The 23,974-nt window shown below is 68.2% G+C and carries 21 protein-coding genes and 1 pseudogene; 8 read left to right on the top strand and 14 right to left on the bottom strand.

The genetic code is table 11. From position 1 onward, the window contains the following. Positions 1 to 16: 16 nt before the first annotated feature. Positions 17 to 1,144 carry a glycerate kinase gene (locus tag ABQF13_RS01355; protein WP_448390863.1) on the top strand — a complete coding sequence of 376 codons (1,128 nt, stop codon included), beginning with the start codon at positions 17 to 19 and terminating at the stop codon, positions 1,142 to 1,144. A 104-nt stretch (positions 1,145 to 1,248) separates the two neighbouring features. On the opposite strand, the gene ABQF13_RS01350 is transcribed toward ABQF13_RS01355, so the two are convergent. The 3 genes from ABQF13_RS01350 to rpsB all read right to left on the bottom strand — a co-directional run bounded on the left by ABQF13_RS01350 (position 1,249) and on the right by rpsB (position 4,541). Further along, entirely contained in the window at positions 1,249 to 2,655 is a 1,407-nt protein-coding gene (locus tag ABQF13_RS01350) for an amidase (protein ID WP_448390861.1), read from the bottom strand. A gap of 190 nt (positions 2,656 to 2,845) precedes the next feature. Continuing rightward, a complete protein-coding gene (gene tsf, locus ABQF13_RS01345) occupies positions 2,846 to 3,661 on the bottom strand; it encodes a translation elongation factor Ts (protein WP_448390860.1) in 816 nt (271 codons plus the stop codon). Between the two features lies 1 nt (position 3,662). Beyond that, positions 3,663 to 4,541, bottom strand: coding sequence for a 30S ribosomal protein S2 (gene rpsB / locus ABQF13_RS01340; RefSeq protein WP_448390859.1), 879 nt, complete (start codon positions 4,539 to 4,541; stop codon positions 3,663 to 3,665). 280 nt (positions 4,542 to 4,821) lie between these two features. Between rpsB and ABQF13_RS01335 the strand changes: the two genes are divergently transcribed. Next, complete coding sequence (locus tag ABQF13_RS01335) at positions 4,822 to 5,310, top strand: M23 family metallopeptidase (protein ID WP_448390858.1); 489 nt, start codon at positions 4,822 to 4,824, stop codon at positions 5,308 to 5,310. Positions 5,311 to 5,445: 135 nt separating this feature from the next. Next, the gene (locus tag ABQF13_RS01330) at positions 5,446 to 6,414 is read left to right on the top strand and encodes an LLM class F420-dependent oxidoreductase (RefSeq protein ID WP_448390857.1); all 969 of its coding nucleotides are present in this window, start codon (positions 5,446 to 5,448) and stop codon (positions 6,412 to 6,414) included. Positions 6,415 to 6,472: 58 nt separating this feature from the next. On the opposite strand, the gene ABQF13_RS01325 is transcribed toward ABQF13_RS01330, so the two are convergent. The 7 genes from ABQF13_RS01325 to ABQF13_RS01295 all read right to left on the bottom strand — a co-directional run bounded on the left by ABQF13_RS01325 (position 6,473) and on the right by ABQF13_RS01295 (position 13,607). Beyond that, a complete protein-coding gene (locus tag ABQF13_RS01325; protein WP_448391368.1) occupies positions 6,473 to 7,366 on the bottom strand; it encodes a tyrosine recombinase XerC in 894 nt (297 codons plus the stop codon). A 40-nt stretch (positions 7,367 to 7,406) separates the two neighbouring features. Continuing rightward, complete coding sequence (locus ABQF13_RS01320; protein WP_448390856.1) at positions 7,407 to 8,567, bottom strand: alpha-hydroxy-acid oxidizing protein; 1,161 nt, start codon at positions 8,565 to 8,567, stop codon at positions 7,407 to 7,409. 24 nt (positions 8,568 to 8,591) lie between these two features. Continuing rightward, the gene (locus ABQF13_RS01315) at positions 8,592 to 9,467 is read right to left on the bottom strand and encodes a siderophore-interacting protein (protein WP_448391367.1); all 876 of its coding nucleotides are present in this window, start codon (positions 9,465 to 9,467) and stop codon (positions 8,592 to 8,594) included. Between the two features lie 80 nt (positions 9,468 to 9,547). Next, positions 9,548 to 10,597: a beta-galactosidase gene (locus ABQF13_RS01310; protein ID WP_448390855.1), complete on the bottom strand. Its 1,050-nt coding sequence runs from the start codon at positions 10,595 to 10,597 to the stop codon at positions 9,548 to 9,550. Positions 10,598 to 10,606: 9 nt separating this feature from the next. Further along, entirely contained in the window at positions 10,607 to 11,731 is a 1,125-nt protein-coding gene (gene dprA, locus ABQF13_RS01305) for a DNA-processing protein DprA (RefSeq protein WP_448390854.1), read from the bottom strand. Next, complete coding sequence (locus ABQF13_RS01300; protein WP_448390853.1) at positions 11,728 to 13,239, bottom strand: YifB family Mg chelatase-like AAA ATPase; 1,512 nt, start codon at positions 13,237 to 13,239, stop codon at positions 11,728 to 11,730. Before ABQF13_RS01300 ends, dprA begins: the two co-directional genes overlap by 4 nt. After that, positions 13,239 to 13,607 (bottom strand): YraN family protein, encoded by a 369-nt coding sequence (locus tag ABQF13_RS01295; protein WP_448390852.1) that lies wholly within the window; start codon positions 13,605 to 13,607, stop codon positions 13,239 to 13,241. The genes ABQF13_RS01300 and ABQF13_RS01295 overlap by 1 nt, the downstream gene beginning before the upstream one ends. Before the next feature lie 127 nt (positions 13,608 to 13,734). On the opposite strand from ABQF13_RS01295, the gene ABQF13_RS01290 reads away from it, so the two are divergent. The 5 genes and pseudogenes from ABQF13_RS01290 to ABQF13_RS01270 all read left to right on the top strand — a co-directional run. Then, positions 13,735 to 14,553, top strand: coding sequence for a DUF1206 domain-containing protein (locus ABQF13_RS01290; RefSeq protein ID WP_448391366.1), 819 nt, complete (start codon positions 13,735 to 13,737; stop codon positions 14,551 to 14,553). Between the two features lie 133 nt (positions 14,554 to 14,686). After that, positions 14,687 to 15,703 (top strand): iron ABC transporter substrate-binding protein, encoded by a 1,017-nt coding sequence (locus tag ABQF13_RS01285; RefSeq protein ID WP_448390850.1) that lies wholly within the window; start codon positions 14,687 to 14,689, stop codon positions 15,701 to 15,703. Next, the gene (locus ABQF13_RS01280) at positions 15,704 to 17,278 is read left to right on the top strand and encodes an ABC transporter permease (RefSeq protein WP_448390849.1); all 1,575 of its coding nucleotides are present in this window, start codon (positions 15,704 to 15,706) and stop codon (positions 17,276 to 17,278) included. It abuts the gene before it with no gap. Further along, positions 17,275 to 18,303 (top strand): ABC transporter ATP-binding protein, encoded by a 1,029-nt coding sequence (locus tag ABQF13_RS01275; RefSeq protein ID WP_448390848.1) that lies wholly within the window; start codon positions 17,275 to 17,277, stop codon positions 18,301 to 18,303. Before ABQF13_RS01280 ends, ABQF13_RS01275 begins: the two co-directional genes overlap by 4 nt. Next, positions 18,303 to 20,753 (top strand): annotated as a pseudogene (locus tag ABQF13_RS01270) (AMP-binding protein); the annotation flags it as partial. The gene ABQF13_RS01275 and the pseudogene ABQF13_RS01270, both read left to right, overlap by 1 nt. Positions 20,754 to 20,800: 47 nt before the next feature. Here ABQF13_RS01270 and ABQF13_RS01265 read toward each other — a convergent pair. The 4 genes from ABQF13_RS01265 to ABQF13_RS01250 are packed head-to-tail and all read right to left on the bottom strand — an operon-like array spanning position 20,801 to position 23,972. Continuing rightward, complete coding sequence (locus ABQF13_RS01265; protein ID WP_448390847.1) at positions 20,801 to 21,601, bottom strand: acyl-CoA thioesterase; 801 nt, start codon at positions 21,599 to 21,601, stop codon at positions 20,801 to 20,803. Then, positions 21,598 to 22,818, bottom strand: coding sequence for a CoA transferase (locus ABQF13_RS01260; protein ID WP_448390846.1), 1,221 nt, complete (start codon positions 22,816 to 22,818; stop codon positions 21,598 to 21,600). The genes ABQF13_RS01265 and ABQF13_RS01260 overlap by 4 nt, the downstream gene beginning before the upstream one ends. A gap of 19 nt (positions 22,819 to 22,837) precedes the next feature. Further along, positions 22,838 to 23,578 carry an HAD-IIA family hydrolase gene (locus ABQF13_RS01255; protein WP_448391365.1) on the bottom strand — a complete coding sequence of 247 codons (741 nt, stop codon included), beginning with the start codon at positions 23,576 to 23,578 and terminating at the stop codon, positions 22,838 to 22,840. 49 nt (positions 23,579 to 23,627) lie between these two features. Beyond that, positions 23,628 to 23,972: a heme-binding protein gene (locus tag ABQF13_RS01250; RefSeq protein ID WP_448390845.1), complete on the bottom strand. Its 345-nt coding sequence runs from the start codon at positions 23,970 to 23,972 to the stop codon at positions 23,628 to 23,630. Positions 23,973 to 23,974: the final 2 nt, after the last annotated feature.

The following is a 23,974-nucleotide window of genomic DNA, read 5'->3' as shown; positions in this document are numbered from 1 at the left end:
GGTGAGAATGGCTGCGATGAAGATCGTTTTGGCCCCTGACTCGTTCAAGGAGTCGATGTCGGCGTCGCAGGCGGTGGCCGCGATGCGCGCCGGCGTGCACGCGGTGTTCCCCGATGCCGAGTGCCTCGGGGTGCCCATGGCCGACGGAGGCGAAGGCACCGTAGATGCCGTCATCGACGCGCTGCACGGCCAACGCGTCGAGGCGACGGTCGCCGACGCGCTGGGCCGCCCCGTCACCGCCGGCTACGGGTACGTGCCGCTGCGGCAGCTGGCGGTGATCGAGATCGCCGCCGCTGCGGGTTTGGAGCTGATTCCGCCCGATCAGCGAGATATTCTGCGCGCCAGCACCTTCGGCGTCGGTGAGCTTATCCGGTCCGCGCTCGACCGCGGCGCCGAGGACATCCTCATCGGGCTGGGCGGGTCGGCCACCAACGACGGCGGTGCAGGCATGCTCGTCGCGCTAGGCGCGGTGCTGACCGACGCGGACGGCAGCCCGCTCGAGCCGGGCGGCGCTGCGCTGGAACGGCTGGAGCGCATCGATGTCTCCGGTCTGGATCAGCGGTTGCGCGACGCGCGGATCCGCGTGGCCTCCGATGTCACCGCTCCCCTGCTGGGGCCGACGGGCGCCAGCGCGGTGTTCGGACCCCAAAAGGGCGCGGGCCCAGCCGATGTCGCACGGCTGGGTACGGCGCTGTCGCGGCTCGCCGCCGTCACGGCGACGACGCTGGGTCACGTGCAGCCACAACGAGCGGGTGCGGGCGCCGCGGGTGGTCTGGGGTTCGCCCTCGCCGAATACCTCGGCGCCGAAATCTACCCCGGCGCCGAGGAGGTCGCGCGTACCGTCGGCCTCGAGCAGGCGCTGCGCGACGCCGACTGGGTGTTCACCGGTGAAGGCAGCGTCGACGCCCAAACCGTTATGGGCAAAACGCCTTTCGGAGTTGCGCAGCTGGCGGTGAAGGCCGGCGCCCGGGTGGTGATCTTCGCGGGCCGCGTCGCTCCGGACGCCGCGGTGTTATTGGACTACGGCGTCGACCGGCTGGTGGCGATCACCGCCGAGGGCACGCCGTTGCAGCAAGCGCTGCGCGACGGGCACGCAGCGCTGATCCGCGCGACCGAGCAGTTCTGCCGCGAACTCGCCGGCTGACATCCCCCGTCTTTCCCGCCGAGCGCCTTTCCCGCCGAGCAGACGTGAAATCGCACTACCGCGGCCTGTCTCGTGCGACTTTGCGTCTGCTGCTCGTGGTGGAGTCAGTCCTGTATGCGCCGCCAGGGCCGAACCTCTTCGAGTTCGTAGGCCAGCCGCAGCAGCCGCGCCTCCTGCCCCAACGGGGCGCTGAACATCATGCCGACCGGCAGCCCGGATGCCGATTCGGCCAGCGGCAGCGAGATGGCCGGCTCGCCGGTGGCGTTCTGCAACGGAGTGAAGGCCACCCACTCGACCAGCCGGTCGATGATCTGCCGGTACTCAGCGGTCGGATCGAGATGGCCCAGCCGCGGCGTCACATCGGCCAGCGTCGGCGTCAACACCACGTCGTAGGTGCTGGTCAGCCGCGCGGTGATCCGCCGCACCCGCGAGAGCCGGGCAATCGCCAGTGGCAACCGGTGCAGGTTGCGCGCGGCGTGCCGGTCCAGGCCCAGGGTCAGGTTGTCCAACCGGTTGCGGTCGAAGCTCGGGCCGAACGCGTGCCGACCACTGCGCACCAGCGCAAACGACAGAAATGACCAGTACAGCAGGAAGTCGTCCATGAACTGCGCCGGCACCGGGTTGTCGATCGTCGTGACCTTGTGCCCCAACTCCTCGAGCAGTGCCGCGGTCTTGAGGGTGAGTTCGCGAATTTCGGGGCTGGCGTCGCGCGAGATCGACTGCGTGCACACCGCGACCCGCAGCCGCTGTTTGCCGGGGTCGGTGACGTCGCCGATAGGCGGCAGTTTCGGGTTGGCGTAGACGCGTTCCATCTCCCGGTAGAACGCGGCGGTGTCGCGGACCGAGCGGGTGACCACTCCGTTGGCCACGATGCGCAACGGCATCCGCCGCACGTCCGCGTCCAGCGGCAGCCGTCCGCGCGACGGCTTGAGGCCGACCAAACCGTTGCAGGCGGCCGGAATTCGGATGGAACCGCCACCGTCGTTGGCGTGTCCGATCGGCATCACGCCCGCGGCGACGAACGCACCCGAGCCCGACGACGACGCACCGGAGGTGTGTTCGGGGTTCCACGGGTTGCGCACCGGTCCGATCCGCGGATGCTCGGCCGATGCGCTGAACCCGAACTCCGACAGCTGTGTCTTGCCAAGCGGCACAAGCCCTGTCGCCAGATACGCCTTCGCGAAATCGCCGTCGGCAGGTTCGGGCCGCGGATCCCACGCGTCGGTGCCGCTCATCGTCGGCATGCCTGTCACGGCGACGTTGTCCTTGAGGTAGGACGGCACGCCGTCGAAGTAGCCGCCGTAGGGGTGCGGCGCGTTCGCGCGGTCGCGGGCACGGTCAAACGCCTCGTAGGCCAACCCGTTCAACGTCGGGTTGACTTTCTCCGTGCGGGCGATGGCGGCCTCGACGAGTTCGGCCGCCGACACCGTGCCCGCCTGCAGTGCCTCGACGAGGGCAACGGCGTCGAGCTCACCGAGGGCGTCGTCACCGAAGGCGTGAATACGTTCCATGCAGTGACGGTACCAACTCGTACCGCCGCGTGAAGCGGACTATCGCCGCACGCTTCCTCTCGTCGAGATTGCACCCAGGGTCGTGGACTTCGGTCACAGCCCTAGCCGCAATCTCGCCACTAGCACGCAGAACGGGATATGAAACGCAAAAGGCCCGCAGCTTCTGCGGGCCTTTGTGCGCATCCGTCTGTCAGGACTGGCCGACCTCGAAGCGCGCGAACCGGGTAATGGTCACGCCCGCCTCGTCGAGCAGCGCCTTGACGGTCTTCTTGTTGTCGGACACCGACGGCTGATCGAGCAGCACGACGTCCTTGTAGAAGCCGGTCACGCGGCCCTCGACGATCTTGGGCAGGGCCTGCTCGGGCTTGCCCTCGTTTCGGGCGGTCTCCTCGGCGATGCGGCGCTCGTTGGCCACCACGTCCTCGGGCACATAGTCGCGCGTCAGGTACTTGGCCTTCAGCGCGGCGATCTGCAGCGCGACCGCGTGGGCGGCGCTCGTGTCGGAGCCGGTGTATTCCACCAGCACTCCGACCGCCGGCGGCAGGTCGGCGGCGCGCTTGTGCAGGTAGGTCTCGACGGTGCCGTCGAAGTAGACGACCCGACGCAGTTCGAGCTTCTCGCCGATCTTGGCCGACAGGTCGGCGATGACTTGCTCCACCGACGTGTCACCGATTTTGGCTGCCTTGAGCGCGTCGACGTCATCGGCCTTGGCCGCCGCGGCCGCCGCGACGATCTGCTCGGCGACGGACTGGAACTCGGCGTTCTTCGCGACAAAGTCGGTCTCGCAGTTCAGCTCGATCAGCGCGCCGTCCTTGGCGGCCACCAGACCCTCGGCCGTCGCGCGCTCGGCGCGCTTGCCGACGTCCTTGGCGCCCTTGATGCGCAGCAGCTCGACGGCCTTGTCGAAATCGCCGTCGGCCTCGACCAGCGCGTTCTTGCTGTCGAGCATGCCGGCGCCGGTCACCTCCCGCAGTCGCTTGACGTCGGCAGCGGTGTAGTTAGCCATCTCAGCTCTCCGTAGGTTTTGGTTCGGTCTGTACGTTCGCCTCCGGCGTGCCGGGCTCGGCGCCGGCGGCCGTCGGGGACGCGGTCGCTGGCGCCGTGGCCGGTGCCGTCGCGCTCGCCAGCAGTTCCTGCTCCCACTCGGCGAGCGGCTCGGCACCGGCAGCGTCCGGCTTGTCGCCGTCACGGCCGACCCCGGCGCGGGCCTGCAGCCCCTCGGCGACCGCAGCGGCGATGACCCTGGTCAGCAGCGCGGCCGAGCGGATCGCGTCGTCGTTGCCCGGGATCGGGTAGTCGACGAGGTCGGGATCGCAGTTGGTGTCGAGGATCGCGATGATCGGGATGTTGAGCTTGCGGGCCTCGGCGACGGCGAGGTGCTCCTTGTTGGTGTCGACGATCCAGACCGCCGAAGGCACCTTCTGCATGTCCCGGATACCGCCGAGGCTGCGCTCGAGCTTGTTCTTCTCGCGGGTCAGCATCAGGATTTCCTTCTTGGTGCGACCCTCGAAGCCACCGGTCTGCTCCATCGCCTCGAGTTCCTTGAGGCGCTGCAGCCGCTTGTGCACGGTCTGAAAGTTCGTGAGCATGCCGCCCAGCCAGCGCTGGTTCACGTACGGCATGCCGACGCGGGTGGCTTCTTCAGCGATCGACTCCTGCGCCTGCTTCTTGGTGCCGACGAACATGATCGTTCCGCCGTGGGCGACGGTCTCCTTGACGAACTCGTACGCCTTGTCGATGTAGGTCAGCGTCTGCTGCAGGTCGATGATGTAGATGCCGTTGCGGTCGGTGAAGATGAACCGCTTCATCTTGGGATTCCAGCGACGGGTCTGGTGCCCGAAGTGGGTGCCGCTGTCAAGCAGCTGCTTCATGGTTACAACAGCCATGTCGGCTATTCCTTTTTCGTCGGTTGTCGCCCGACGTCGGGTGACGCCGAGCCCTGGTGACTGCTCGAATGCCAGACCCGTGGGGACGGGACCGACGGCATCCGGGGTACGACCTTGAAGAACGGGTCGTGGCGCAGACACGCGAAGTCAGCCCGCTCGTGCGAGCTGCGGTTAGCAGTTTACACCGTGCGAAGGGGTGCTTTTTCCACAGCGACCTGCCGATCCACAGATCGCCGCCGGGGCCTGGCGCCGTTGGCCCAGTGCCTGCTGAGCTGGGCGTATGCGATGGATCGCGCTGGCGGTGGCCACGCTGGTGTGGGCGGCGCCGGCAGGAGCGCAGGGCCAACGGTTGGGGTGGCCGCTGCAGCCGCGCCCCGCGGTGGTGCGGATGTTCGACGCCCCGTCGCCGAACTGGCAGCGCGGCCATCGCGGTGTCGACCTTGCCGGGTCGAGGAGTCAGACCGTATACGCCGGCGCCGCGGGCACCGTGGTGTTCGCCGGTGAGCTGGCCGGTCGGCCGCTGGTGTCGATCGCGCATCCCGGCGGGCTGCGGACCAGCTACGAACCGGTCGATCCGGTGGTGCGCGCCGGGCAGCGTGTCGACGCCGGCGCCGCGATCGGTGTGCTGCAGGCGGGCCATCCCGGCTGCCCCGCGTCGGCGTGCCTGCACTGGGGCGCGATGTGGGGGCCGGCATCGCGCGCGGACTACGTCGACCCCCTGGGCCTGGTCGCCACCACCCCGATCCGCCTCAAACCGGTGTTGGGCTAGCTCCCCACCTCCTCACCTCCTCATTTCCGTGAGCCTCATTTCCGTGAGCGTGCGCGTCTGATGGCGACACGCCGTGGATTAGCCGAAGTTCGCGCACATTCGCGCCGGAGCCGGCGTCGGCCTAGCGTCGGGACCATGACCGTCGCCTCCGACGCGCACCGCAACCGCCCGCTTCGCTTCGGTCTGCACACCGCACTGCCGCGCGGTGCGGACCTCACCGAGTTCGCCGTCTCCGTCGAACACGCCGGCTTCGATGTGCTGACGATCCCCGACCATCTCGTCGCGTCGCTGTCGCCGTTCGCCGGGGCGGCCGCGGCCGCGGTTGCCACCACCCGTCTGCACACCGGCACGCTGGTGCTCAACAACGACCTTCGTCACCCCGTCGATGTCGCGCGGGAAACCGCCACCGTCGCCGCGGTTTCGGGCGGCCGGTTCGAGCTCGGGCTGGGCGCCGGACACATGAAATCCGAGTACGACGCCGCAGGCATTCCGTTCGATGGGGGACGCACCCGCGTCGAGCGGCTCGTCGAATCGGTGGCGGTGATCCGGCCGCTGCTCGCCGGCGCCGCCGTCGATGTCGACGGCGCCCATTACCGGGTGCACGCGGAGCCCGGTTCGCTGGTCGCACCGCCCTGTGTGGACGTGCCGATACTGGTAGGCGGCAACGGAACTCGGGTGCTGCAGTTGGCCGGCCGCGTGGCCGACATCGTCGGGCTGGCCGGGTTTCGCCACAACCGAGACGCCACCGAAGTGGAGTTGACGCACTTCGACGACGCGGGCCTGCAGAACCGGATCGCCGTGGTGCGCGAGGCCGCCGGCGACCGGTTCGACGCCGTCGAACTCAACGCGCTCATCCAATTCGTGGGCGTCACCGACGACCGCGAGGCGTCGGCGGCCGAGTTGGCGAGAGCCTTCGGCGGGGTTTCGCCGCAACTGCTGCTGGACTCCCCGTTCGTATTGTTCGGCACGCATGACCAGATGGCCGAGGCGCTCGTCGAACGTCAACATAGGTTCGGGGTGAGCTACTGGACGGTGTTCGACGAGTTCGCGGGCCGGCCGTCGGCGATGCCGGATATCGCCGAGGTGATCAAACAGCTACGCTGACAAGCGATTTCGGCGCGCTAACGGCCGCTGAGGGAGCGTAAGCGCGCCGAAATCGCAATTATGCGCGGGGGTGGGCCTGGTCGTGCACGGCGCGCAGCCGCGCGACGGTGACATGGGTGTAGAGCTGCGTGGTCGCCAGCGTCGAATGGCCGAGCAGTTCCTGCACGACCCGCAGATCGGCGCCGCCTTCGAGCAGATGGGTGGCGGCGCTGTGCCGTAGGCCGTGCGGACCGATGTCGGGGGCGCCGTCGACGGCCGCGACGGTCTGGTGCACGACGGTGCGTGCCTGCCGCGGGTCTAGCCGCCGCCCCCGCGCACCCAGCAGCAGCGCTGGACCGGATTGGGCGGTGGCCAGTGCGGGGCGCCCGTCGGCCAGCCACGCCGCGAGCGCCGTCTGCGCGGGCTGACCGAACGGCACGGTGCGCTGTTTGTTGCCCTTGCCCAGCACGCGCAGCAGCCGCCGCGACGTGTCGACGTCATCGAGGTCCAGCCCGCACAGCTCGCTAACCCGAATACCGGTGGCGTACAACAACTCCACGATCAACCGGTCCCGCAGCGCGAGCGGATCACCTTGCTGCGCACCCGACTTCGCAGCGTCCATCGCGTCGAGCGCCTGGTCCTGACGCAGCACCGAGGGCAGGGTGCGACGGGCTTTGGGCGCCTGCAGCCGGGCCGCCGGATCGGCGGCGATCAGCCCACGGCGCAGCGCCCACGCGGTGAACGTCTTGACCGATGAGGTGCGCCGCGCCAGCGTCGTACGGGCCGAACCGGCGGCGGCTTGTTCGGCCAGCCAGGAACGCAACAGCGGCAGCGTCAGCGCCTCGACTCCAGCGTCGGATGTCTGGTGGGCGACGAATGCGAACAACGACCGTAGATCGCCCAGGTAAGCGCGCCGGGTGTGCTCCGAGCGCCCGCATTGCAGCGCAAGGTACTCGTCGAACTCCTCGAGCATCGCCTCCACGTCCCTACCGTCGCAGACGGGAGGTCACGTGTCAGGTGACGCGCCGCATCGCCTCGAGGGTCAGTTCTTTGAGCGAACGGTAGCCGTCGACGGCCATCGTCACATCAGCCTCGGCCAACAGCGACCGCAGGACGTGCACGATCCCGGCCACACCGCCGAGCGCGAGCCCGTAGACGTAGGGCCTGCCGATCGCGACGGCGTCAGCACCCAACGCCAGCGCCTTGACGATGTCGGTGCCGCTACGGATTCCGGAGTCGAAGATCACCGGCAGGCCATCGGAGGCGTCGACCACCGCGGGCAGACAGTCGATGGCGGGAATCCCACCGTTGGCCTGCCGACCGCCGTGGTTGGAGCAGTAGATGGCGTCCACCCCGCCGTCCTTGGCGCGCCGCGCGTCGTCGGGATGGCAGATGCCCTTGACGAGAAGCGGCAGATCGGTCAGCGACCGCAGCCACGGCAGGTCCTCCCACGTCAGCGGATTGCCGAAGATCTGCGCCCAGCGCAGCACGGCGCCCTGCGGGTCCTCCTCGGGCGGGTGCGCCAGGCTCGCCCGGAACACCGGATCTGAGGTGTAGTTGGCCAGACACAGCCCGCGCAGGAACGGGAAGTTCGACGTGGTCAGATCTCGGGGTCGCCAGCCGGGGATCCAGGTGTCCAGCGTGACGACGATGCCCTTGAACCCCGCTGCTTCGGCGCGGTGCACGAAGCTGGCGGCCAGCTCCCGGTCGGTGGGCGTGTAGAGCTGGAAAAAACCTGGGGTGTCGCCCAATTCGGCAGCCACCTGTTCCATCGGGTCCGCCGACATCGTCGACGCGATCATCGGCACGCCGGTGCGTGCGGCGGCCCGGGCGGTGGCCAGGTCACCGTGTCCGTCCTGGGCACAGAGCCCGATGACGCCGACCGGCGCTAACAGCGCCGGCGACGCCAGCGTCAGGCCGAACAACTCCATCGACAGGTCGCGGTCGTTGGCGCCCACGAACATCCGCGGCATCAATCCCCACTGGTCGAACGCCGTGACGTTGACGCGCTGGGTGCGTTCGTCGCCCGCGCCGCCGGCGACATAGGACCATATCCCCGGCGACATCGCGGCCTCGGCCTTGGCTTCCAGCTCCGCGAACGCCATCGGCAGCGTCGGCAGCACACCGGACAGGCCCTGGAAGTAGATCTCGAGTTGGTAGTCGCTGAACGCCATGGGGCTAGGGTGCCAGGCCTATGGTCACGCGTTGGCCTGTTCCTCTTCCTTGGCCAGTTCGGCCTTCCACTGGCGAAACGTCTCCTCGGTGCGGCCACGGCGCCAGTAGCCGGAGATCGACGACGCCCACTTGGCTTCGACACCGCGCTCCTTGCGGATGTAGGGCCGCAGGTTATGCATCACCGCCTGCGCCTCACCATGGATGAAGACCTGTACCTGCCCGGACAGCCACGGCGTCGCCTTGACCGACGCGATGAGCGGCGCGTTGTCGCCGGCCATGTCTTCGGGCACCAGGTCAGCGCGGCCGCCGCGATAGATCCAGGTCAGATCGACCCCGTCGGGCTTTTTCAACGGAAGCTCGTCCTCAGGGCCGGCCACCTCGATGAACGCTTTGCCAATCGCGTTGTCGGGCAACGCTTCTAGCGCAGCGCTGATCGCGGGGATGGCGGCCTCGTCGCCGGCGAACAGGTACCAGTCCGCCGCCGGGTCGGGTGCGTAGGCGCCGCTGGGTCCCATCAGGTAGACGGGTTGGCCCGGCTGGGCGGCGACCGCCCACGGCCCGGCCACACCGTGCTCGCCGTGCACGACGAAGTCGATCCAGATCTCCTGACGCTCGGCGTCGACATGTCGCACGGTGTAGGTGCGCACCGTCGGCTGCCGTTCGGGCGGCAAGGTCCGGAAACTGTCCATGGTCAGCGGCTGCGGCAACGCAGCGACGTCTTCCGCACTGGGGTCATCGGCGAAGAACGCGATCTTGACGTAGGCGTCGGTGAAGCCGTTGGGCGTGAAGGTGTCGAAGCCGGTGCCCGGGCCTGAACCGCCGAGCACCACACGGATCAGGTGCGGTGTCAACTCCTCGGTACGCACCACCTGGAAGGTGTGTATCGGACGCCCTGCCACGTAAACCTCCAAATCCACGGCCGCAGCCGATCCTCAGCCGACGCGGCCGACTATACGAGCGCGGTGCAACCGGCGGCGTTCTACCTTGTCAGCACCTCGGCCGCTGCCTTGGGTTGCCAGTCCGATGTGAGCAGAGCCCCGAAGTTGTCCTGGTCGTCTGCGACGTCGGCGGTGTCGATGTCGCGGATCGAGTAGATGAACACCGGGCCGCTGTAGTCGGTACGTGCTGCCTTGGCCAACACGTCGGTGATCTGCTGGGCCTGCTCCTGCTGGCTGACACCACCGGCGGTGGCCGCGGCGGTTGGCGCACCGATCTCGGTCATCCAGATCTTCTTCCGGCCGTCGCCGTTGTCGATCATGAGTTGGCGTACCCGTTCGACGTCGGACCAACCGTTGTGGTCGTCGACGGCCAACCCGGCGGGATAGACGTAGGGATGCATGGCCATCGCGTCGAAAAAGTCTTTGGCGCCCAACTCGTACATGGCCTCGACGAACGCCGGCGGCGCATCCGGAGCGTACGCGCGGCTCATTCCGGCCGCCAGCACGGTGCTGTGCGGCTGCGCCGCCTTGATCGCGGGATAGGCCGCCTTCAACAACTCGGTGTAGCGCGCCGCGCGGTCGTCGAGGTGGCCGAAGAAGATCGGCACGTTCGGTTCGTTCCACACCTCCCAACTGCTGACCCGGTCGCCGTAGCGCTTCACCAGCGTGCTCAGGAAGCTGGCGAACACGGCCGGCTCGACGGGCGGGGCGCTGAAATAGGAGCCCGGCGTTCTGGCCCAGTCCGGGGTGTAGGCGACCATCGCCAGCACCTTCAATCCGCGCGAGACCGCGCCGTTGACCCAGTGATCCAGATAGCCCCAGTCGTAGGCGCCCGGCATCGGCTCGATGCGGTTCCAGTCGACGAACACCCGCAACCATTCCGCGCCGGTTCGGGCGACGGCGTCGAGTTCGCGGTCAGCGTCCATATCGCTCATCCACGTCATCGGCGCACCCACCGCGAAGCCGTACCCGTCACGCGGCGCAACGACCGCCTCCGCCTGCGCGATTCGCGAGTCGGTGACCGAAACCGCCACCAGCATCAGCACGGCCGCCGCGATCCGGCCGACATGCCTGCTCACCCGCCAACGCATTTCGACAACCTACCGGAGTGTCCGTTTCCACCGGCCGTCGCGACTGCGCACCAAACCGCACAGCTCCAGGGTTGCCAGCGGACCCAACACCTGCCTTGCCGGCAAACCGGCGGCCATCGCGATCTCGTCGAGATTGCGCGCCGCCCGCGCAGGCAACGCGTCGTACACGCGCTTGTCGGTGTCGTCGAGGTCATCCAGGACCGAGACCGACCGCGGCTCGTCGGGAGCGAGTTCACCGATCCGCCCGACCAGTTCGACGACGTCTTCGGCGCGGGTGATCAGGAAGGCTCCGTCGCGCAGTAGGGCGTGACAGCCGACCGATACCGACGAGGTGATCGGGCCGGGCACCGCGCACACCGCGCGGCCCAGACCGCGGGCCCACGCCGCGGTGTTGGCGGCACCGCTGCGGGCGCCGGCCTCGACGACCACGGTGGCCCCGGCCAGCGCGGCCACCAGCCGGTTGCGGGTGAGGAACCGGTGTCGCGCCGGGCGCACCCCCGGCGGATATTCGGTGACGAGCGCTCCGTCCTCGGCAATGCGCCGCAGCAGTGCGCTGTGTCCCGCCGGATACGGCACATCGATGCCGCCGGCCAACACTGCAACGGTCAACCCGTCGGCCGCCAGCGCCGACCGGTGCGCCGCGCCGTCGATACCGAATGCCCCGCCGGACACCACCGCCACATCCCGCGTCGACAGGCCCCCGGCCAGCTCAGCCGCGGCGAACTCACCGTATGCGGTGGCCGCCCTGGTGCCGACCACCGCGGCGGAGCGGGCCGCCACCTCGTCCAGCCGCGCGGATCCGACCACCCACAGCACCATCGGCGGGTGAGCCTGCGCACGCAGCCGACCTTCGATCCCCCCGAAACCGGTGAACGCCAGTACCGGCCACTCGTCGTGCTCCGGGGTGATCAACCGACCGCCCATCGCCGCGAGCAACTCTAAATCCCGTGCTGCCGAGTCGATGTGACGACGGGCGTCGACCCCTTCGTTCACCGCATCACCGGCTTGCCCGCGACGCACCCGATCGGCGGCCTCGACGGCGCCGACCCGCGCCACGAGTGCTTTCAGCGCCGGGCACGGCGGTTCGGCCACCCGGGATAGGTACGCCCACGCGCGCGCCTCGTCGTCACTCATCGCACACCTCCGCCCTGCCGGAAACTCAAGGCCGTGGTGACGTCCTCCAAGTCCGGGGAGGTCCGGCCGGCCAGGTCACAAAGGGACCACGCGACCCGCATAGTGCGGTCCATGCCGCGTGCGCTGAGTTGACCGCGATCCATCGCCTGGTACAGCGGCTTCATCGTGGCTCGGGGCAGCCGGAACCTGCGCCGCAGTAACGATCCGCTGACTTCGGCGTTGGTCCGGATGCCGTAGGCACGCCACCGCTCCTCGGCGGCGTTGCGCGCGGCCACGACACGTTCACGGACCACGGCCGTGGATTCGCCGTCCTGCTCAACGAGTTCCCCCGCGCGCACCGGATGCATCTCGACGCGCAGGTCAACCCGGTCGATCAACGGGCCGGAAAGCTTGCCCAGATACCGACGCTTGTCGCCGCCGCGACAGATGCAGTCGTTGGGATTGGCCGGTGCACACGGGCACGGGTTGGCCGCCAGCACCAACAGGAACCGCGCCGGGTAGCGCGCCACACCGTCGCGACGGGCCAGCCGAATCTCACCGTCTTCCAGCGGCGTTCGCAGCGCTTCGAGCACGCTGACGCCGATCTCCGCGCACTCGTCGAGAAACAGCACACCTCGGTGCGCGCGGCTGACCGCTCCGGGTCGTGCCAGTCCCGAACCGCCACCGACCATCGCAGCGACACTCGACGTGTGATGCGGGGCGATGAACGGCGGCTGAGTGATCAGCGGTGTGTCACCCGAAAGCATGCCGGCCACCGAGTGGATCGCCGTCACTTCTAGCGACTCGCTTTCCGACAACGTCGGCAGCAACCCCGGAAGCCGTTGTGCCAGCATGGTTTTACCGATGCCTGGTGGGCCGGTCAGCATCAGGTGATGGCCGCCGGCGGCGGCGACTTCGACCGCGAACCGTGCCTGGGTCTGGCCAACCACGTCGGCGAGGTCCACTGACGGTGCCGAAACGGCGCGCGGCGCAGCGATTCTGCCCGCCAACGGCGCCTTTCCTGCGATCCACAGCTGAAGCTCGCGCAGCGTCCGTGCACCCCATACCTCGATGCCCTCGACCAGGCTGGCCTCGGCGAGGTTGTCGACCGGCACCACGACCGTCGGCCAACCCTCACGTTTGGCGGCCATGACCGCGGGCAGCACCCCATTGACCGGACGCACCCGGCCGTCGAGCGCGAGTTCACCCAGCAACACCGTCTTCTCCAGCCGGGGCCACTCGGCCTTCTTCGCCGCAGCGATCACTGCCAGCGCGAGAGCCAAATCGTAGACCGAACCCACCTTCGGCAATGTCGCCGGCGAGAGCGCCAACGTGAGCCGCGCCATCGGCCAGTCATTGCCGCAGTTGGTGATCGCCGCACGGACCCGGTTGCGCGATTCCTTCAGCGCCGCGTCCGCGAGCCCGACCAAATGCACGCCGGGCAGACCCGAGGTGATGTGCGCCTCGATCTCCACGGTCTGTCCGTCCAGCCCGCGGATAGCCACGGAGAACGCTCGGCCCAGCGCCATCACCCCACCCCCTGAAGATGCGTGATCTCCGGTGTTCGCCGCCGACCGATCCGCACCCCGACGACATCGATGCGCACCTGCGACCACCGACCGTCGTGCGCGGCCAGCCACAGGCCGACGAGTCGGCGCAGCCGCTGCACCTTCTTCGGGGTCACCGCCTCTGCGACACCGCCGAATCGGTCGGTGGTGCGGGTCTTCACCTCCACGAAGATCGCGATGCGCGCGGCGTCATCGGCGGCGATCACGTCCAGCTCGCCATACCGGCAGCGCCAATTGCGGTCGAGCACCCGCAGCCCCAGCGAGCGCAGGTGATCGACCGCGAGTTGTTCTCCGAGTGCGCCGATCTCGGCGCGGGTGAATGAAATCATGGCTTCACCGTGCGGTTCGACACCGACAATCCGCGGTGTGGTGGCTCGAGTTATCCCCAACCGCAGACTCATCCACAATTCGGGCACACCCTGTTTCGCTGCCGTCAAAAAGCGGGTACACGCCGGCATGACCGACAAGTCGTTACACGGTGTCGCCGACAGAGCCACCGACAGTGATGCGTTCGAGTACACCGCCCGCGCCGGCTTCGCGGTCAGCGGCATACTGCACCTGCTTGTCGGCTATCTGATTCTTCGCATCGCGCTGGGTTCCGGCGGTAACGCCGACCAGTCCGGGGCGCTGGCGACGCTGGCGCAACAGACCGGTGGCGCGGTGCTGTTGTGGGTCGTCGCCGTGGGGTTGTTCGCGCTGGGCCTGTGGCGCGTCGCCGAGGCGATCGTCGGGCCGCGGCCCGGTGAAGGTTCGGGCCGCTTGCAGGACGACACCCCGGCGTGGAAGCGGGTGAAATCGCTCGGGCTGGCCGTCGTCAACTTCGCGATCGCGTTCTCGGCGGCCCGCTTCGCGATTGGCAGCGGACAGCAGAGCACCCAGCAGAACGCCGGACTGAGCGCACAGATGATGCAGTCCGGTTGGGGCAAAGCGGTCCTCATCGCGGTCGGGCTCGGATTGCTGGCGGTCGGGGGCTACCACGTCTACAAGGGCGTGACGAAGCACTTCTTCAAAGACCTGCACAGCTCAGGCGGCTCAGGGGTGACCGCCGTCGGCATCATCGGCTACGCGGCCAAGGGGCTGGTGCTCGCGGGCGCGGGAGTGCTGGTGATCGTGGCGACGCTGCAGGCCGATCCCGCCAAGGCCACCGGCCTCGACGCAGCGGTCAAGACCCTCGGGCAGGCGCCGTTCGGCAAGTTTCTTCTCATCCTGGCCGCAGCCGGTATCGCCGCGTTCGGCGTCTACAACTTCGTCCGCGCCCGGTCCGGCCGGATGTGACTACTGGCACTTCACCTCGGCTCATCCGCGGAGAGCCAACCAGCTGAAAACCCGAAAGGGTATCTTCATTAGGTAAACCTCAGCTAAAAGATGCTGCAATCTGACCTGCACGAAACCGGGAAAGGACCCCTGGATGCGACCACGTTGGAGCCGGATCGCTGCGCTCGCGTCAACGCTCGCCCTCGCGGCCGGTGCGACCGCCTGCACCAGCACGAGCGACAGCGACGAACTGTTGATCTACAACGCCCAGCACGAGTCGCTGGCCAAGGAATGGATCGACGCGTTCACCGAGGAAACCGGCATCAAGGTGTCCTACCGCCAGGGCGGTGACACCGAACTTGGCAACCAACTGGTGGCCGAGGGCGACGCGTCACCTGCCGACGTCTTCCTCACCGAGAACTCCCCCGCCATGGCGGCAGTAGAGCGGGCGGGGCTGTTCGCCGAACTCAACGCCGACACGCTTGATCAGGTTCCACCGCAATACCGTCCGGAGACCGGCAGGTGGACCGGGGTGGCCGCGCGCAGCACCGTGTTCGCCTACAACACCGACCGCCTGCAGCCCGATCAGCTGCCGCAGTCCATGCTCGACCTGCAGCAGCCCGAGTGGCAGGGCCGCTGGGGCGCCCCGCCGACCAAGGCCGATTTCCAGGCCATCGTCGCCGCGCTGCTGGCGCTCGAGGGTGAAGCTGCCACCGCGCAGTGGCTCGACGCGATGAAGGCCAACGCGGTGGCTTACAACAACAACATCGACACCCTCAAAGCGGTGAACGCCGGCGAGGTCGACGGCGGCATCATCTACCACTACTACTGGTACCGCGATCAAGCCAAAACCAAGGAGATCAGCGGCAACACCGCGCTGCACTACTTCAAGAACCAAGACCCGGGCGCCTTCGTCAGCCTGTCGGGCGGCGGCGTGCTGGCCTCCAGCGACAAACAGGACCAGGCGCAGCAGTTCATGCGGTTCATCACCAGCAGGGCCGGCCAGGAAGTCCTCGAGAAGGGCACCTCGTTCGAGTACCCGGTCGCCAGCGGTGTGCCCGCGAATCCCGCGTTGCCCCCGCTGGATTCGCTTCAGGCGCCCGATGTCGACCCGTCGTCCCTGGACGCGCAGAAGGTGACCGAGCTGATGACGAAGGCTGGATTGCTGTAGGTGGCCGTCCCCACCGTCGCACCTCCCGCCGCACCGGCCTCACGGTCGGACATCGTCACCCGGCCGGGTCCCCTGGTTTCGACAACCGTCGCGATTCTGGTTGCCGCGACGGCGATTCCGCTGGGCTATGTGGTGTGGGGCGCCACCTCGATCGGGTGGGACCGCGCCTACGAACTGGTGGTGCGGCCCCGTGTCGGCGAGCTTCTCTACAACACCGTCGCGCTGGTGGCCGTCACGGTGCCACTCTGCGTGCTGATCGGGGTCGGGGTGGCCTGGCTGGTGGAACGCACCGACCTGCCCGGCCGGGCTTTGTGGCGCCCGCTTTTCGTTGCTCCGCTCGCTGTTCCGGCATTCGTGAACAGCTACGCGTGGATCGGCGTGGTGCCCTCACTGCACGGGCTGTGGGCGGGGGTGTTGATCACCACGCTGTCCTATTTCCCGTTCATGTACCTGCCCGTCGCGGCGACCTTGCGTCGGCTCGATCCGGCGGTGGAGGAATCGGCCCGAGCGCTGGGATCGGATTCGGTGGCGGTGTTCTTCCGCGTGGTGCTGCCGCAGCTGCGCCTGGCGATCCTCGGCGGCGGGCTGTTGATCGGTGTACATCTGCTCGCCGAGTACGGCGCTTTCGCGATGGTGCGCTTCGACACCTTCACCGTGGCGATCTTCCAGCAATTCCAGGTGACGTTCGACGGCGCGGCGGGCAGCATGCTCGCCGGTGTCCTCGTGTTGCTCTGCCTTGCAATGCTGGTCGCCGAGGCCGCGGCCCGCGGCAATGCCCGCTTCGCCAGGATCGGCTCCGGCGCACCCCGGGCGGCGACTCCAATCCGCTTGCGCAGCAGCACGATACCTGCCTTTGCGGCGCTGATCGCGTTGGCTGTCCTTTCGATCGGTGTGCCGGCGTGGACCATCCTGCGCTGGCTGTGGATCGGCGGCGTTGAGGTGTGGGACTTCGGGGACATCTTCACATCGTTGAGCCAGACCATCGGCCTGGCCGCGGCGGCGGCGGCGCTGACGACCGTGCTCGCGTTCCCCGTGGCGTGGGTGGCGGTGCGGTCCAGCGGATTTCTCGCCCGCGCAGCCGAAGGTGCCAACTACGTGGCCAGCTCGTTGCCCGGCATCGTCACCGCGCTGGCGCTGGTCACCGTCACCATTTCCGTTGCACCCGTTCTCTATCAGAGCGTGGCGCTGATCGTGTTCGCCTATGTGCTGCTGTTCATGCCGCGTGCGCTGGTCAACGTCCGCGCCGGGCTGGCTCAGGTGCCGCCCAGCCTCGAGGAGGCCTCCCGCTCGCTCGGCAGTTCGCCGACCGCCACGTTCTTGCGCGTCACGCTGCGCCTGACCGCACCCGCCGCAGCCGCCGGAGCCGCACTGGTGTTCGTCGCCGTCGCCACCGAACTGACCGCCACCCTTCTGCTCGCGCCGACGGGCACCAACACGCTGTCGATGCGGTTCTGGTCGTTGTCCAGCGAACTGGACTACGCGGCGGCCGCGCCGTACGCGCTGGTGTTGGTGGTGCTGGCGATACCGGTGACGCTCATCCTGCTGCGGCAGTCGGCGAAGGCGGCCGCGCTGTGACCTCCACTGTCGCAATCCACCAATTGGCAAAGTCTTTCAACGGCCGCACCGTGCTGCACCACATCGACCTCGAGGTGCAGCCGGGTTCAACCACCGCCGTCGTCGGATCGTCGGGGTGCGGAAAGACCACGCTGCTGCGGCTCATCGCCGGCTTCGAGAACCCCGACGCGGGCACGATCAACATCGGGGGCCGTCAGGTCGCCGGCCCGCAGCGCTCGGTGGCGCCGCACCGCCGGGCGGTCGGCTATGTCGCCCAGGACGGTGCGCTGTTTCCGCATCTGACCGTCGGGCAGAACATCGCGTACGGGCTGTCCCGCAAGCAGGGCCACACCCGGGTGGCCGAGTTGCTGCAGACGGTCGCGCTGGACCCATCCTATGCATCCCGACGCCCGCATGAGCTGTCCGGCGGCCAACAGCAGCGGGTGGCGCTGGCGCGGGCGTTGGCGCGCGAACCGGCGCTGATGCTGCTCGACGAGCCGTTCAGCTCGTTGGACACCGGCCTGCGCGCATCCACCCGCAAGGCGGTGGCAAAGCTGCTCGCCGACGCCGGGGTGACGACGCTGCTGGTCACTCACGACCAGGAGGAAGCGCTCTCGATCGCCGACCAGATCGCCGTGATGCGCGACGGCAGGTTCACGCAGGTCGGCCCGCCGCAGCAGGTGTATCGCCAACCCGCCGACCACTTCACCGCGGCGTTCCTCGGCGATTGCGTCTCACTGCCGTGCACGGTCAGCTCCGGTGTCGCCGAGTGCGCAATCGGGCGGGTTCCGGTGCGAGCCGACGACGGGTCGGCGACATTGCTGCTGCGCCCGGAACAGCTTGTGGTGACGGCGGTTTCAGATACCGAACAGTTCCGGAGCGTCGGCACTGTGATCGGCACCGAGTTCCTGGGCCACGACGTGCTTTTGACGATCGACCCCGCGGGCGACGCCGAACCGGTCGTGGTGCGTCAGGACAGCCTCAACGCTCCCCCCGTCGACGCCAAGGTGCATATCGAGATCACCGGCGAGGGGATCGTCCTGTGATGCGCCGACTCGTCGACGTTCTGCGTAGCCACGGCGACAACGTCGCGGTGCTCACCGACACGCAGCAGTTGACCTATGCGCAGCTCGCTGAGCACGTCGCCGACGCGGCACCTGAGTTCGGCGATACCCGTGGCCTGGTTTTGCTCGAAACCCGCAACGACATCCGCACTTTGGTGCATTACCTCGCGGTTCTTGCTCGTGGGCATGTGGTACTTCCCGTTCCCGCCGGACGCGATCATTCGACCATGGTGCAGACCTACGATCCCGACGTCGTCGTAGCCGGCGAGGTCCACCACCGGCGAAGGGCTTCGCGCCATCACCTGCACGACGATCTCGCCCTCCTGCTTTCCACGTCCGGAAGCACCGGATCTCCCAAACTGGTCCGGCTGTCGCACACCAACCTGATCTCCAATGCGACCGCCATCGCCGAATACCTGCACATCAGCGAAACCGACCGGGCTGCGACCACACTGCCGATGTCGTACTGTTACGGGCTTTCGGTGATCCACAGCCATCTGCTGCGCGGCGCCGCGTTGATCCTGACCGAGCGCTCCGTCATGGATGAGCAGTTCTGGGACCTGTTCCGCCGCTGCGGCGGCACCTCGTTCGCGGGGGTTCCGTATACCTTCGAGCTGCTTGAACGCATCGGCTTCGACACCATGGAGCTGCCGACGCTTCGCTACGTCACCCAGGCCGGCGGTCGGATGCCGCCGGATCGGGTCAAGCGGGTCGCCGCGCTGGCCCAGCGCCGCGGCTGGGCGCTGTTCGTGATGTACGGCGCGACCGAGGCCACCGCCCGGATGGCCTACCTCCCTCCGCACCTGGCGTTGTCACGGCCTACCGCGATCGGCCGGCCGATACCCGGAGGGTCGTTGGCCCTGGAACCGCTCGACGACTGGCCTGAAGAAAGCGTCGGCGAACTCGTGTATCGCGGTGACAACGTCATGATGGGGTACGCACGAGGACCCGAGGATCTGTCACTGGGCAACACCGTCGACACGCTGCACACCGGCGATGTCGCCCGCCGCACTCCCGACGGCCTGTTCGAGGTGATCGGCCGCACCAGCCGTTTCGTCAAGATCTACGGTCTGCGCATCGATCTGCAGCGGCTCGAATCCACACTGCGCGCACGCGGTGTGACGGCGTTCTGCACGTGCGACGACGATCACCTCGTTGTCGCCGCGGCCGGACGTCACGACATCGACGACGTGCAGCGCGTCGTCGCCGAAGGCGCCGGGGTGCCCGCCGCCTCGGTGCGGACGGTGCACGTCGACGAGTTGCCGTTGTTGCCGTCGGGCAAGCCCGACTATGAGACGGTGCGACGGCTGGCGCGCGGTACCGGGCAGCCCGGAACCGACGACCTGCGGGTGCTTTTCGCCGATGTGCTGCAGCAGGATCCGGCCGCGATCGACTCCGACGCCTCGTTCGTCGATCTCGGCGGCAACTCGCTGTCCTACGTGGCGATGTCAGTGCGTCTCGAGCGGATGCTCGGGCACCTGCCCACCGACTGGCATCAGCGTCCGCTACGCGAACTGGAAACCATGGCGCGCCCGGTCACCGGCCGGCGGCGCTGGTGGGCGCCGACGCTGGAGACCAGCGTCGCGTTGCGGGCGCTGGCGATCGTGCTCATCGTGGGCTCGCACGCGGGGCTCTTCGAGCTGTGGGGCGGCGCGCACGTATTGCTCGGGGTCGCGGGATACAACTTCGGCCGGTTCTGCATGACCTCGGTGCCACACGCCGACCGGGTCCGGCACCTGCGCAACACCATCGGATGGATCGCGGTGCCGTCGGTGCTGTGGGTGGCCGTCGTGCTGCTGTTCAGCGACCACTACACGTGGACAAACCTGCTGCTGGCCAACAAGATTCTCGGTCCGCACGACAGCATGACCGCGGGGCGGCTGTGGTTTGTCGAGGTGCTGGTGTGGACGCTGGTCGCGCTGCTGTTGTTGTTCTGGCTGCCCGGACTGGACCGGCTGGAGCGGCAACGACCGTTCGCCGTGGCGATCGCGTTCCTGGTGGTCGGGCTGGCGCTGCGCTACGACGTGCTCGGTCTGGGCCTGGGCCGTGAGGCGTGGTTCACGGTGCTGGCGTTCTGGTTCTTCGCGGTCGGCTGGGCGGCGGCGAAGGCGTCGTCGACGCTGCAGCGGGCCGTGGTGACCGCGGTACTGGCTGTGGCGTTGCACGGGTATTTCGGTAGCACACTGCGCGAGACGATGGTGCTGGGCGGGTTGGTGTTGCTCATCTGGCTGCCGACGATCCGCTGCCCGGTCGCGCTGACGACGGTCGCGGGCGTCCTCGCGGAGGCCTCGCTGTACACGTATCTGGTGCACTACCAGGTGTATCCGTTGTTCCCCGGCCATCCGGTGCTCGGCGTGGTCGCGTCGCTGGCGGCCGGCGTACTGCTCACGTATCTGCTCTCCTTGGTGCCGAAAAGGACGTTTGGGCGGAAAAGTGCGAGTAAAACCCGCCAAAACGTCGATCTCGGCGCCATGCGCAATTAGCCCCGCTGGGCGATGAGGCCTTCCTGAGCCAGCGTCGCCGCGATGGCGCCGTCGGCGCGGATCAGACTTCCGACGACGACACCACGTCCGCGCGCCGCCGCCGGTGACGTCGTCTCGAGTAGGTTCCACTGATCGGCGCGCACCGAGCGGTGAAACCAGATCGAGGAATCCGTTGTGCCGCTTCGATGGGTGCGCGCCCGCATCGAATATCCGTGCACCTGCAGCGCCGGGTCGATCATGTACACGTCGGTGACGTAGACCGCGAGCAGCGTGTGCAGCAGCGGATCGTCGGGCACAGAAACCGTTGTACGCCACCACAACCGACGCACAAACTCGTCGCCCGCGCCCTCGTCGGCGATCCTGATGTCGAGTTCGTCCAGCGGCATCGACGGCGCGGGTCCGGCGGGCCCCGTGCGCGGCAGCGCCTCGGGATTCTGCGACGACGGCCGTTGACCGTGTTGCGGGCCAGGCAGTTCCGTCGCGAACGAAACCGTCGCCGCCGTCAACAACCGACCATGCTGATGCGATTCGACCCGGCGCGCCGAGGCGGTACGGCCGTCGAACACCCGCGTCACACGGCAGTCGACGTCGTCGCCGGCTTCCCCGCCGCGCAGGAACTGCAGGTGCATGTTGGTGGGCAGCCGGTCGGCATCGACGGTGCGACACGCCGCCGCCAGGCTCTGCGCGACGAACTGCCCGCCGTACGCGCGTTTGCCGGCCGGTCCGCTCGCGGGCCCGATCCACGAATCGGCGCCCTCCCCCGGCCGCACGTCAAGCAACTCGAGCAGCTTGCTCATCGGGGGTATCCAGTTGCCACCGTGCCTGATTCGACCATGCGCGACACCTCGTCCGCGCTCATCGCCAACCACTCGGTGAGCACCGCGGCGGTATCGTCGCCGAGAGCCGGCGCGGCGACCGCGGGCCGATAATTGCCGTCGATCGAGATCGGCAACCCGGGCGCGAGATACTCCCCGATCCGGGGCTGATTAAGCGACGTGAACAACGGGTTGGCCGTCACCTTCTCCTCGGTGACGGCTTCGGCGAAGCTGCGATACCGGTCCCACAGCACCGACGACGCCGACAGCGCCGCGGTGATCTCCTCGGCGGTGTGCGAGGCGAACCACTCGCCGAACAACCCCGTGAGCGCATCGCGATGCTCATAGCGCTGCCCCTCGTCGCTGAAGTCTGCACCCAGTGTATCAGCCAGCGCAGCAACGGCTTTCGTGGTACCGGTCAATTCGGTCAGATCGCGGAAGTGGCGTGCGGTGAGCGCAACCACCATGAACGACACCCCGTCGCTGCTCGAAAAGTCCTGGCCGTACTGGCCGTACACCGAGTTGCCGATCCGCTGGCGGCTGGTGCCGTTGACCATGGCCTCGGTGAAGAAGCTCAGGTTCCCCGCCGTCGCCAACGCGACGTTCTCCAACGGGATGCTGATCCGCTGACCTTGTCCGGTCGCGTCGCGGTGGCGCAGCGCGGTGACGACGGCCAGCGCCGCGTAGATGCCGCAGGACACATCCCAAGCCGGCAGCACGTGGTTGACCGGGGTGGCGAGGTCGGCCGGGCCTGTGGCCAACGGAAACCCGATGCCGGCGTTGACGGTGTAGTCCACGCCGGTGCCGCCGTCGGCGCGCCCGGACACCTCGACGTGGATCAGGTCGGGGCGCAGCGCGGCCAGCGTGTCGTACGAATGCCACTCGCGACCCGCGACATTCGTCAAGAGGATGCCGCTGTCGGCGATCAGCCGCTGCACCAACCGCTGCCCGTCCTGCGAGCGCATATCGGCGGCCATCGAGCGCTTGCCCTTGTTCAGACCCGCCCAGTAGATGCTCTCACCGTCGCCGGTGACCGGCCACCGGCGGTAGTCGGCCGCACCGCCGATCGGGTCGACGCGAACCACCTCGGCACCGAGTTGGGCAAGCGTCATTCCGGCCAGCGGCACCGCGACGAAGCTGGAGATCTCGACGACGCGCACGCCGGCAAGCGGGCGCGCGGCATCAGCAGGAGAAGTCACCCGGCCAAGTTATCAAGTGCTAAATCAACTCGATGGCCTCGGCGATCGACGGCAGTACCCGGCTCGGCCGGAACGGGTAGCGCTCGACTTCGTCGGGTGAGGTCGATCCGGTGAGGACCAGGATGGTCTCCAACCCGGCTTCGATCCCGGCGACGACGTCGGTGTCCATCCGGTCGCCGACCATCACGGTGCTCTCGGAGTGCGCCGCGATCCGGTTCAGCGCGCTGCGAAACATCATCGGGTTCGGCTTGCCGACGAAGTACGGCTCGCGGCCGGTGGCCTTGGTGATCATCGCCGCGACGGATCCGGTGGCCGGCAGCGGCCCCTCCGCCGAGGGCCCGGTCACATCGGGGTTGGTGGCGATGAACCGCGAGCCGGCCAGGATCAACCGGATGGCCCTGGTGATCGCGGTAAACGAGTACGTGCGGGTCTCGCCGAGCACGACGAAGTCGGGTTCGATGTCGGTGAGCGTGTAGCCGACCTCGTGCAGCGCCGTGGTCAGACCCGCCTCACCGATCACGTAGGCCGACCCGCCGGGCAGCTGGTCGTTGAGGAACGCGGCGGTGGCCAGCGCCGACGTCCAGATCGCCTCCTCCGGCACCGTCAGACCCGAGCGCAACAGCCGCGCCGACAGGTCACGCGGCGTGAAGATCGAGTTGTTGGTCAGCACCAGAAAGGGCCGCTCGCGTTCCATCAGGCGCTGCAGGAACTCGGCCGCGCCGGGCAACGCCTGCTCTTCGCGGACCAGCACACCGTCCATGTCGGTGAGCCAGCACTTCGGAGGGGTGCTCACCCGTTCAGTCTGTCAGCTATCCCATCGGCATGTCGGGTAGCGGCGCGTTGCAGCGGTCGCGGAAGTCCGCGGCGGCCTTGCGCACGGCCCGAAGCTCGTCGCGCACCTGTGGATTAGCGTCCAGGTACGCCGTGATCTCCTCCGCCATCTGATCCCTGGGCTTGCCCTTGAGACCGGTGAAGAACGCGTTCACCTCCGGATGGGTGAACAGATACGTAGAGGTGCCCGCCGAGACACCGGCCATGACGCCGGCCAGATCGGCGGCCGTGCAGTTCGGTGGATGGGCAACGGCCGTGGCCGCGGTACCGAAAACCATCGCGCCGGCGATAAGCCCTGCACCAATCACACTGCGACACAACATGG

The organism is Mycolicibacterium sp. XJ879, from assembly GCF_053483935.1.
The sequence above is the reverse complement of the archived record's forward strand: the minus strand, read 5'-3'. Positions and strand labels throughout refer to the sequence as shown.

What these genes read in the sequence shown, in the direction of transcription:
- tsf (WP_448390860.1), bottom strand. Translation starts at nt 3,661, where the DNA reads ATGGCTAACTACACCGCTGCCGACGTCAAGCGACTGCGGGAGGTGACC.
- ABQF13_RS01330 (WP_448390857.1), top strand. Translation starts at nt 5,446, where the DNA reads ATGACCGTCGCCTCCGACGCGCACCGCAACCGCCCGCTTCGCTTCGGT.
- ABQF13_RS01335 (WP_448390858.1), top strand. Translation starts at nt 4,822, where the DNA reads ATGCGATGGATCGCGCTGGCGGTGGCCACGCTGGTGTGGGCGGCGCCG.
- ABQF13_RS01350 (WP_448390861.1), bottom strand. Translation starts at nt 2,655, where the DNA reads ATGGAACGTATTCACGCCTTCGGTGACGACGCCCTCGGTGAGCTCGAC.
- ABQF13_RS01265 (WP_448390847.1), bottom strand. Translation starts at nt 21,601, where the DNA reads ATGAGCAAGCTGCTCGAGTTGCTTGACGTGCGGCCGGGGGAGGGCGCC.
- ABQF13_RS01290 (WP_448391366.1), top strand. Translation starts at nt 13,735, where the DNA reads ATGACCGACAAGTCGTTACACGGTGTCGCCGACAGAGCCACCGACAGT.
- ABQF13_RS01325 (WP_448391368.1), bottom strand. Translation starts at nt 7,366, where the DNA reads ATGCTCGAGGAGTTCGACGAGTACCTTGCGCTGCAATGCGGGCGCTCG.
- ABQF13_RS01295 (WP_448390852.1), bottom strand. Translation starts at nt 13,607, where the DNA reads ATGATTTCATTCACCCGCGCCGAGATCGGCGCACTCGGAGAACAACTC.
- ABQF13_RS01310 (WP_448390855.1), bottom strand. Translation starts at nt 10,597, where the DNA reads ATGCGTTGGCGGGTGAGCAGGCATGTCGGCCGGATCGCGGCGGCCGTG.
- ABQF13_RS01285 (WP_448390850.1), top strand. Translation starts at nt 14,687, where the DNA reads ATGCGACCACGTTGGAGCCGGATCGCTGCGCTCGCGTCAACGCTCGCC.
- dprA (WP_448390854.1), bottom strand. Translation starts at nt 11,731, where the DNA reads ATGAGTGACGACGAGGCGCGCGCGTGGGCGTACCTATCCCGGGTGGCC.
- ABQF13_RS01250 (WP_448390845.1), bottom strand. Translation starts at nt 23,972, where the DNA reads ATGTTGTGTCGCAGTGTGATTGGTGCAGGGCTTATCGCCGGCGCGATG.
- ABQF13_RS01300 (WP_448390853.1), bottom strand. Translation starts at nt 13,239, where the DNA reads ATGGCGCTGGGCCGAGCGTTCTCCGTGGCTATCCGCGGGCTGGACGGA.
- ABQF13_RS01355 (WP_448390863.1), top strand. Translation starts at nt 17, where the DNA reads ATGAAGATCGTTTTGGCCCCTGACTCGTTCAAGGAGTCGATGTCGGCG.
- rpsB (WP_448390859.1), bottom strand. Translation starts at nt 4,541, where the DNA reads ATGGCTGTTGTAACCATGAAGCAGCTGCTTGACAGCGGCACCCACTTC.
- ABQF13_RS01320 (WP_448390856.1), bottom strand. Translation starts at nt 8,567, where the DNA reads ATGGCGTTCAGCGACTACCAACTCGAGATCTACTTCCAGGGCCTGTCC.
- ABQF13_RS01255 (WP_448391365.1), bottom strand. Translation starts at nt 23,578, where the DNA reads ATGGACGGTGTGCTGGTCCGCGAAGAGCAGGCGTTGCCCGGCGCGGCC.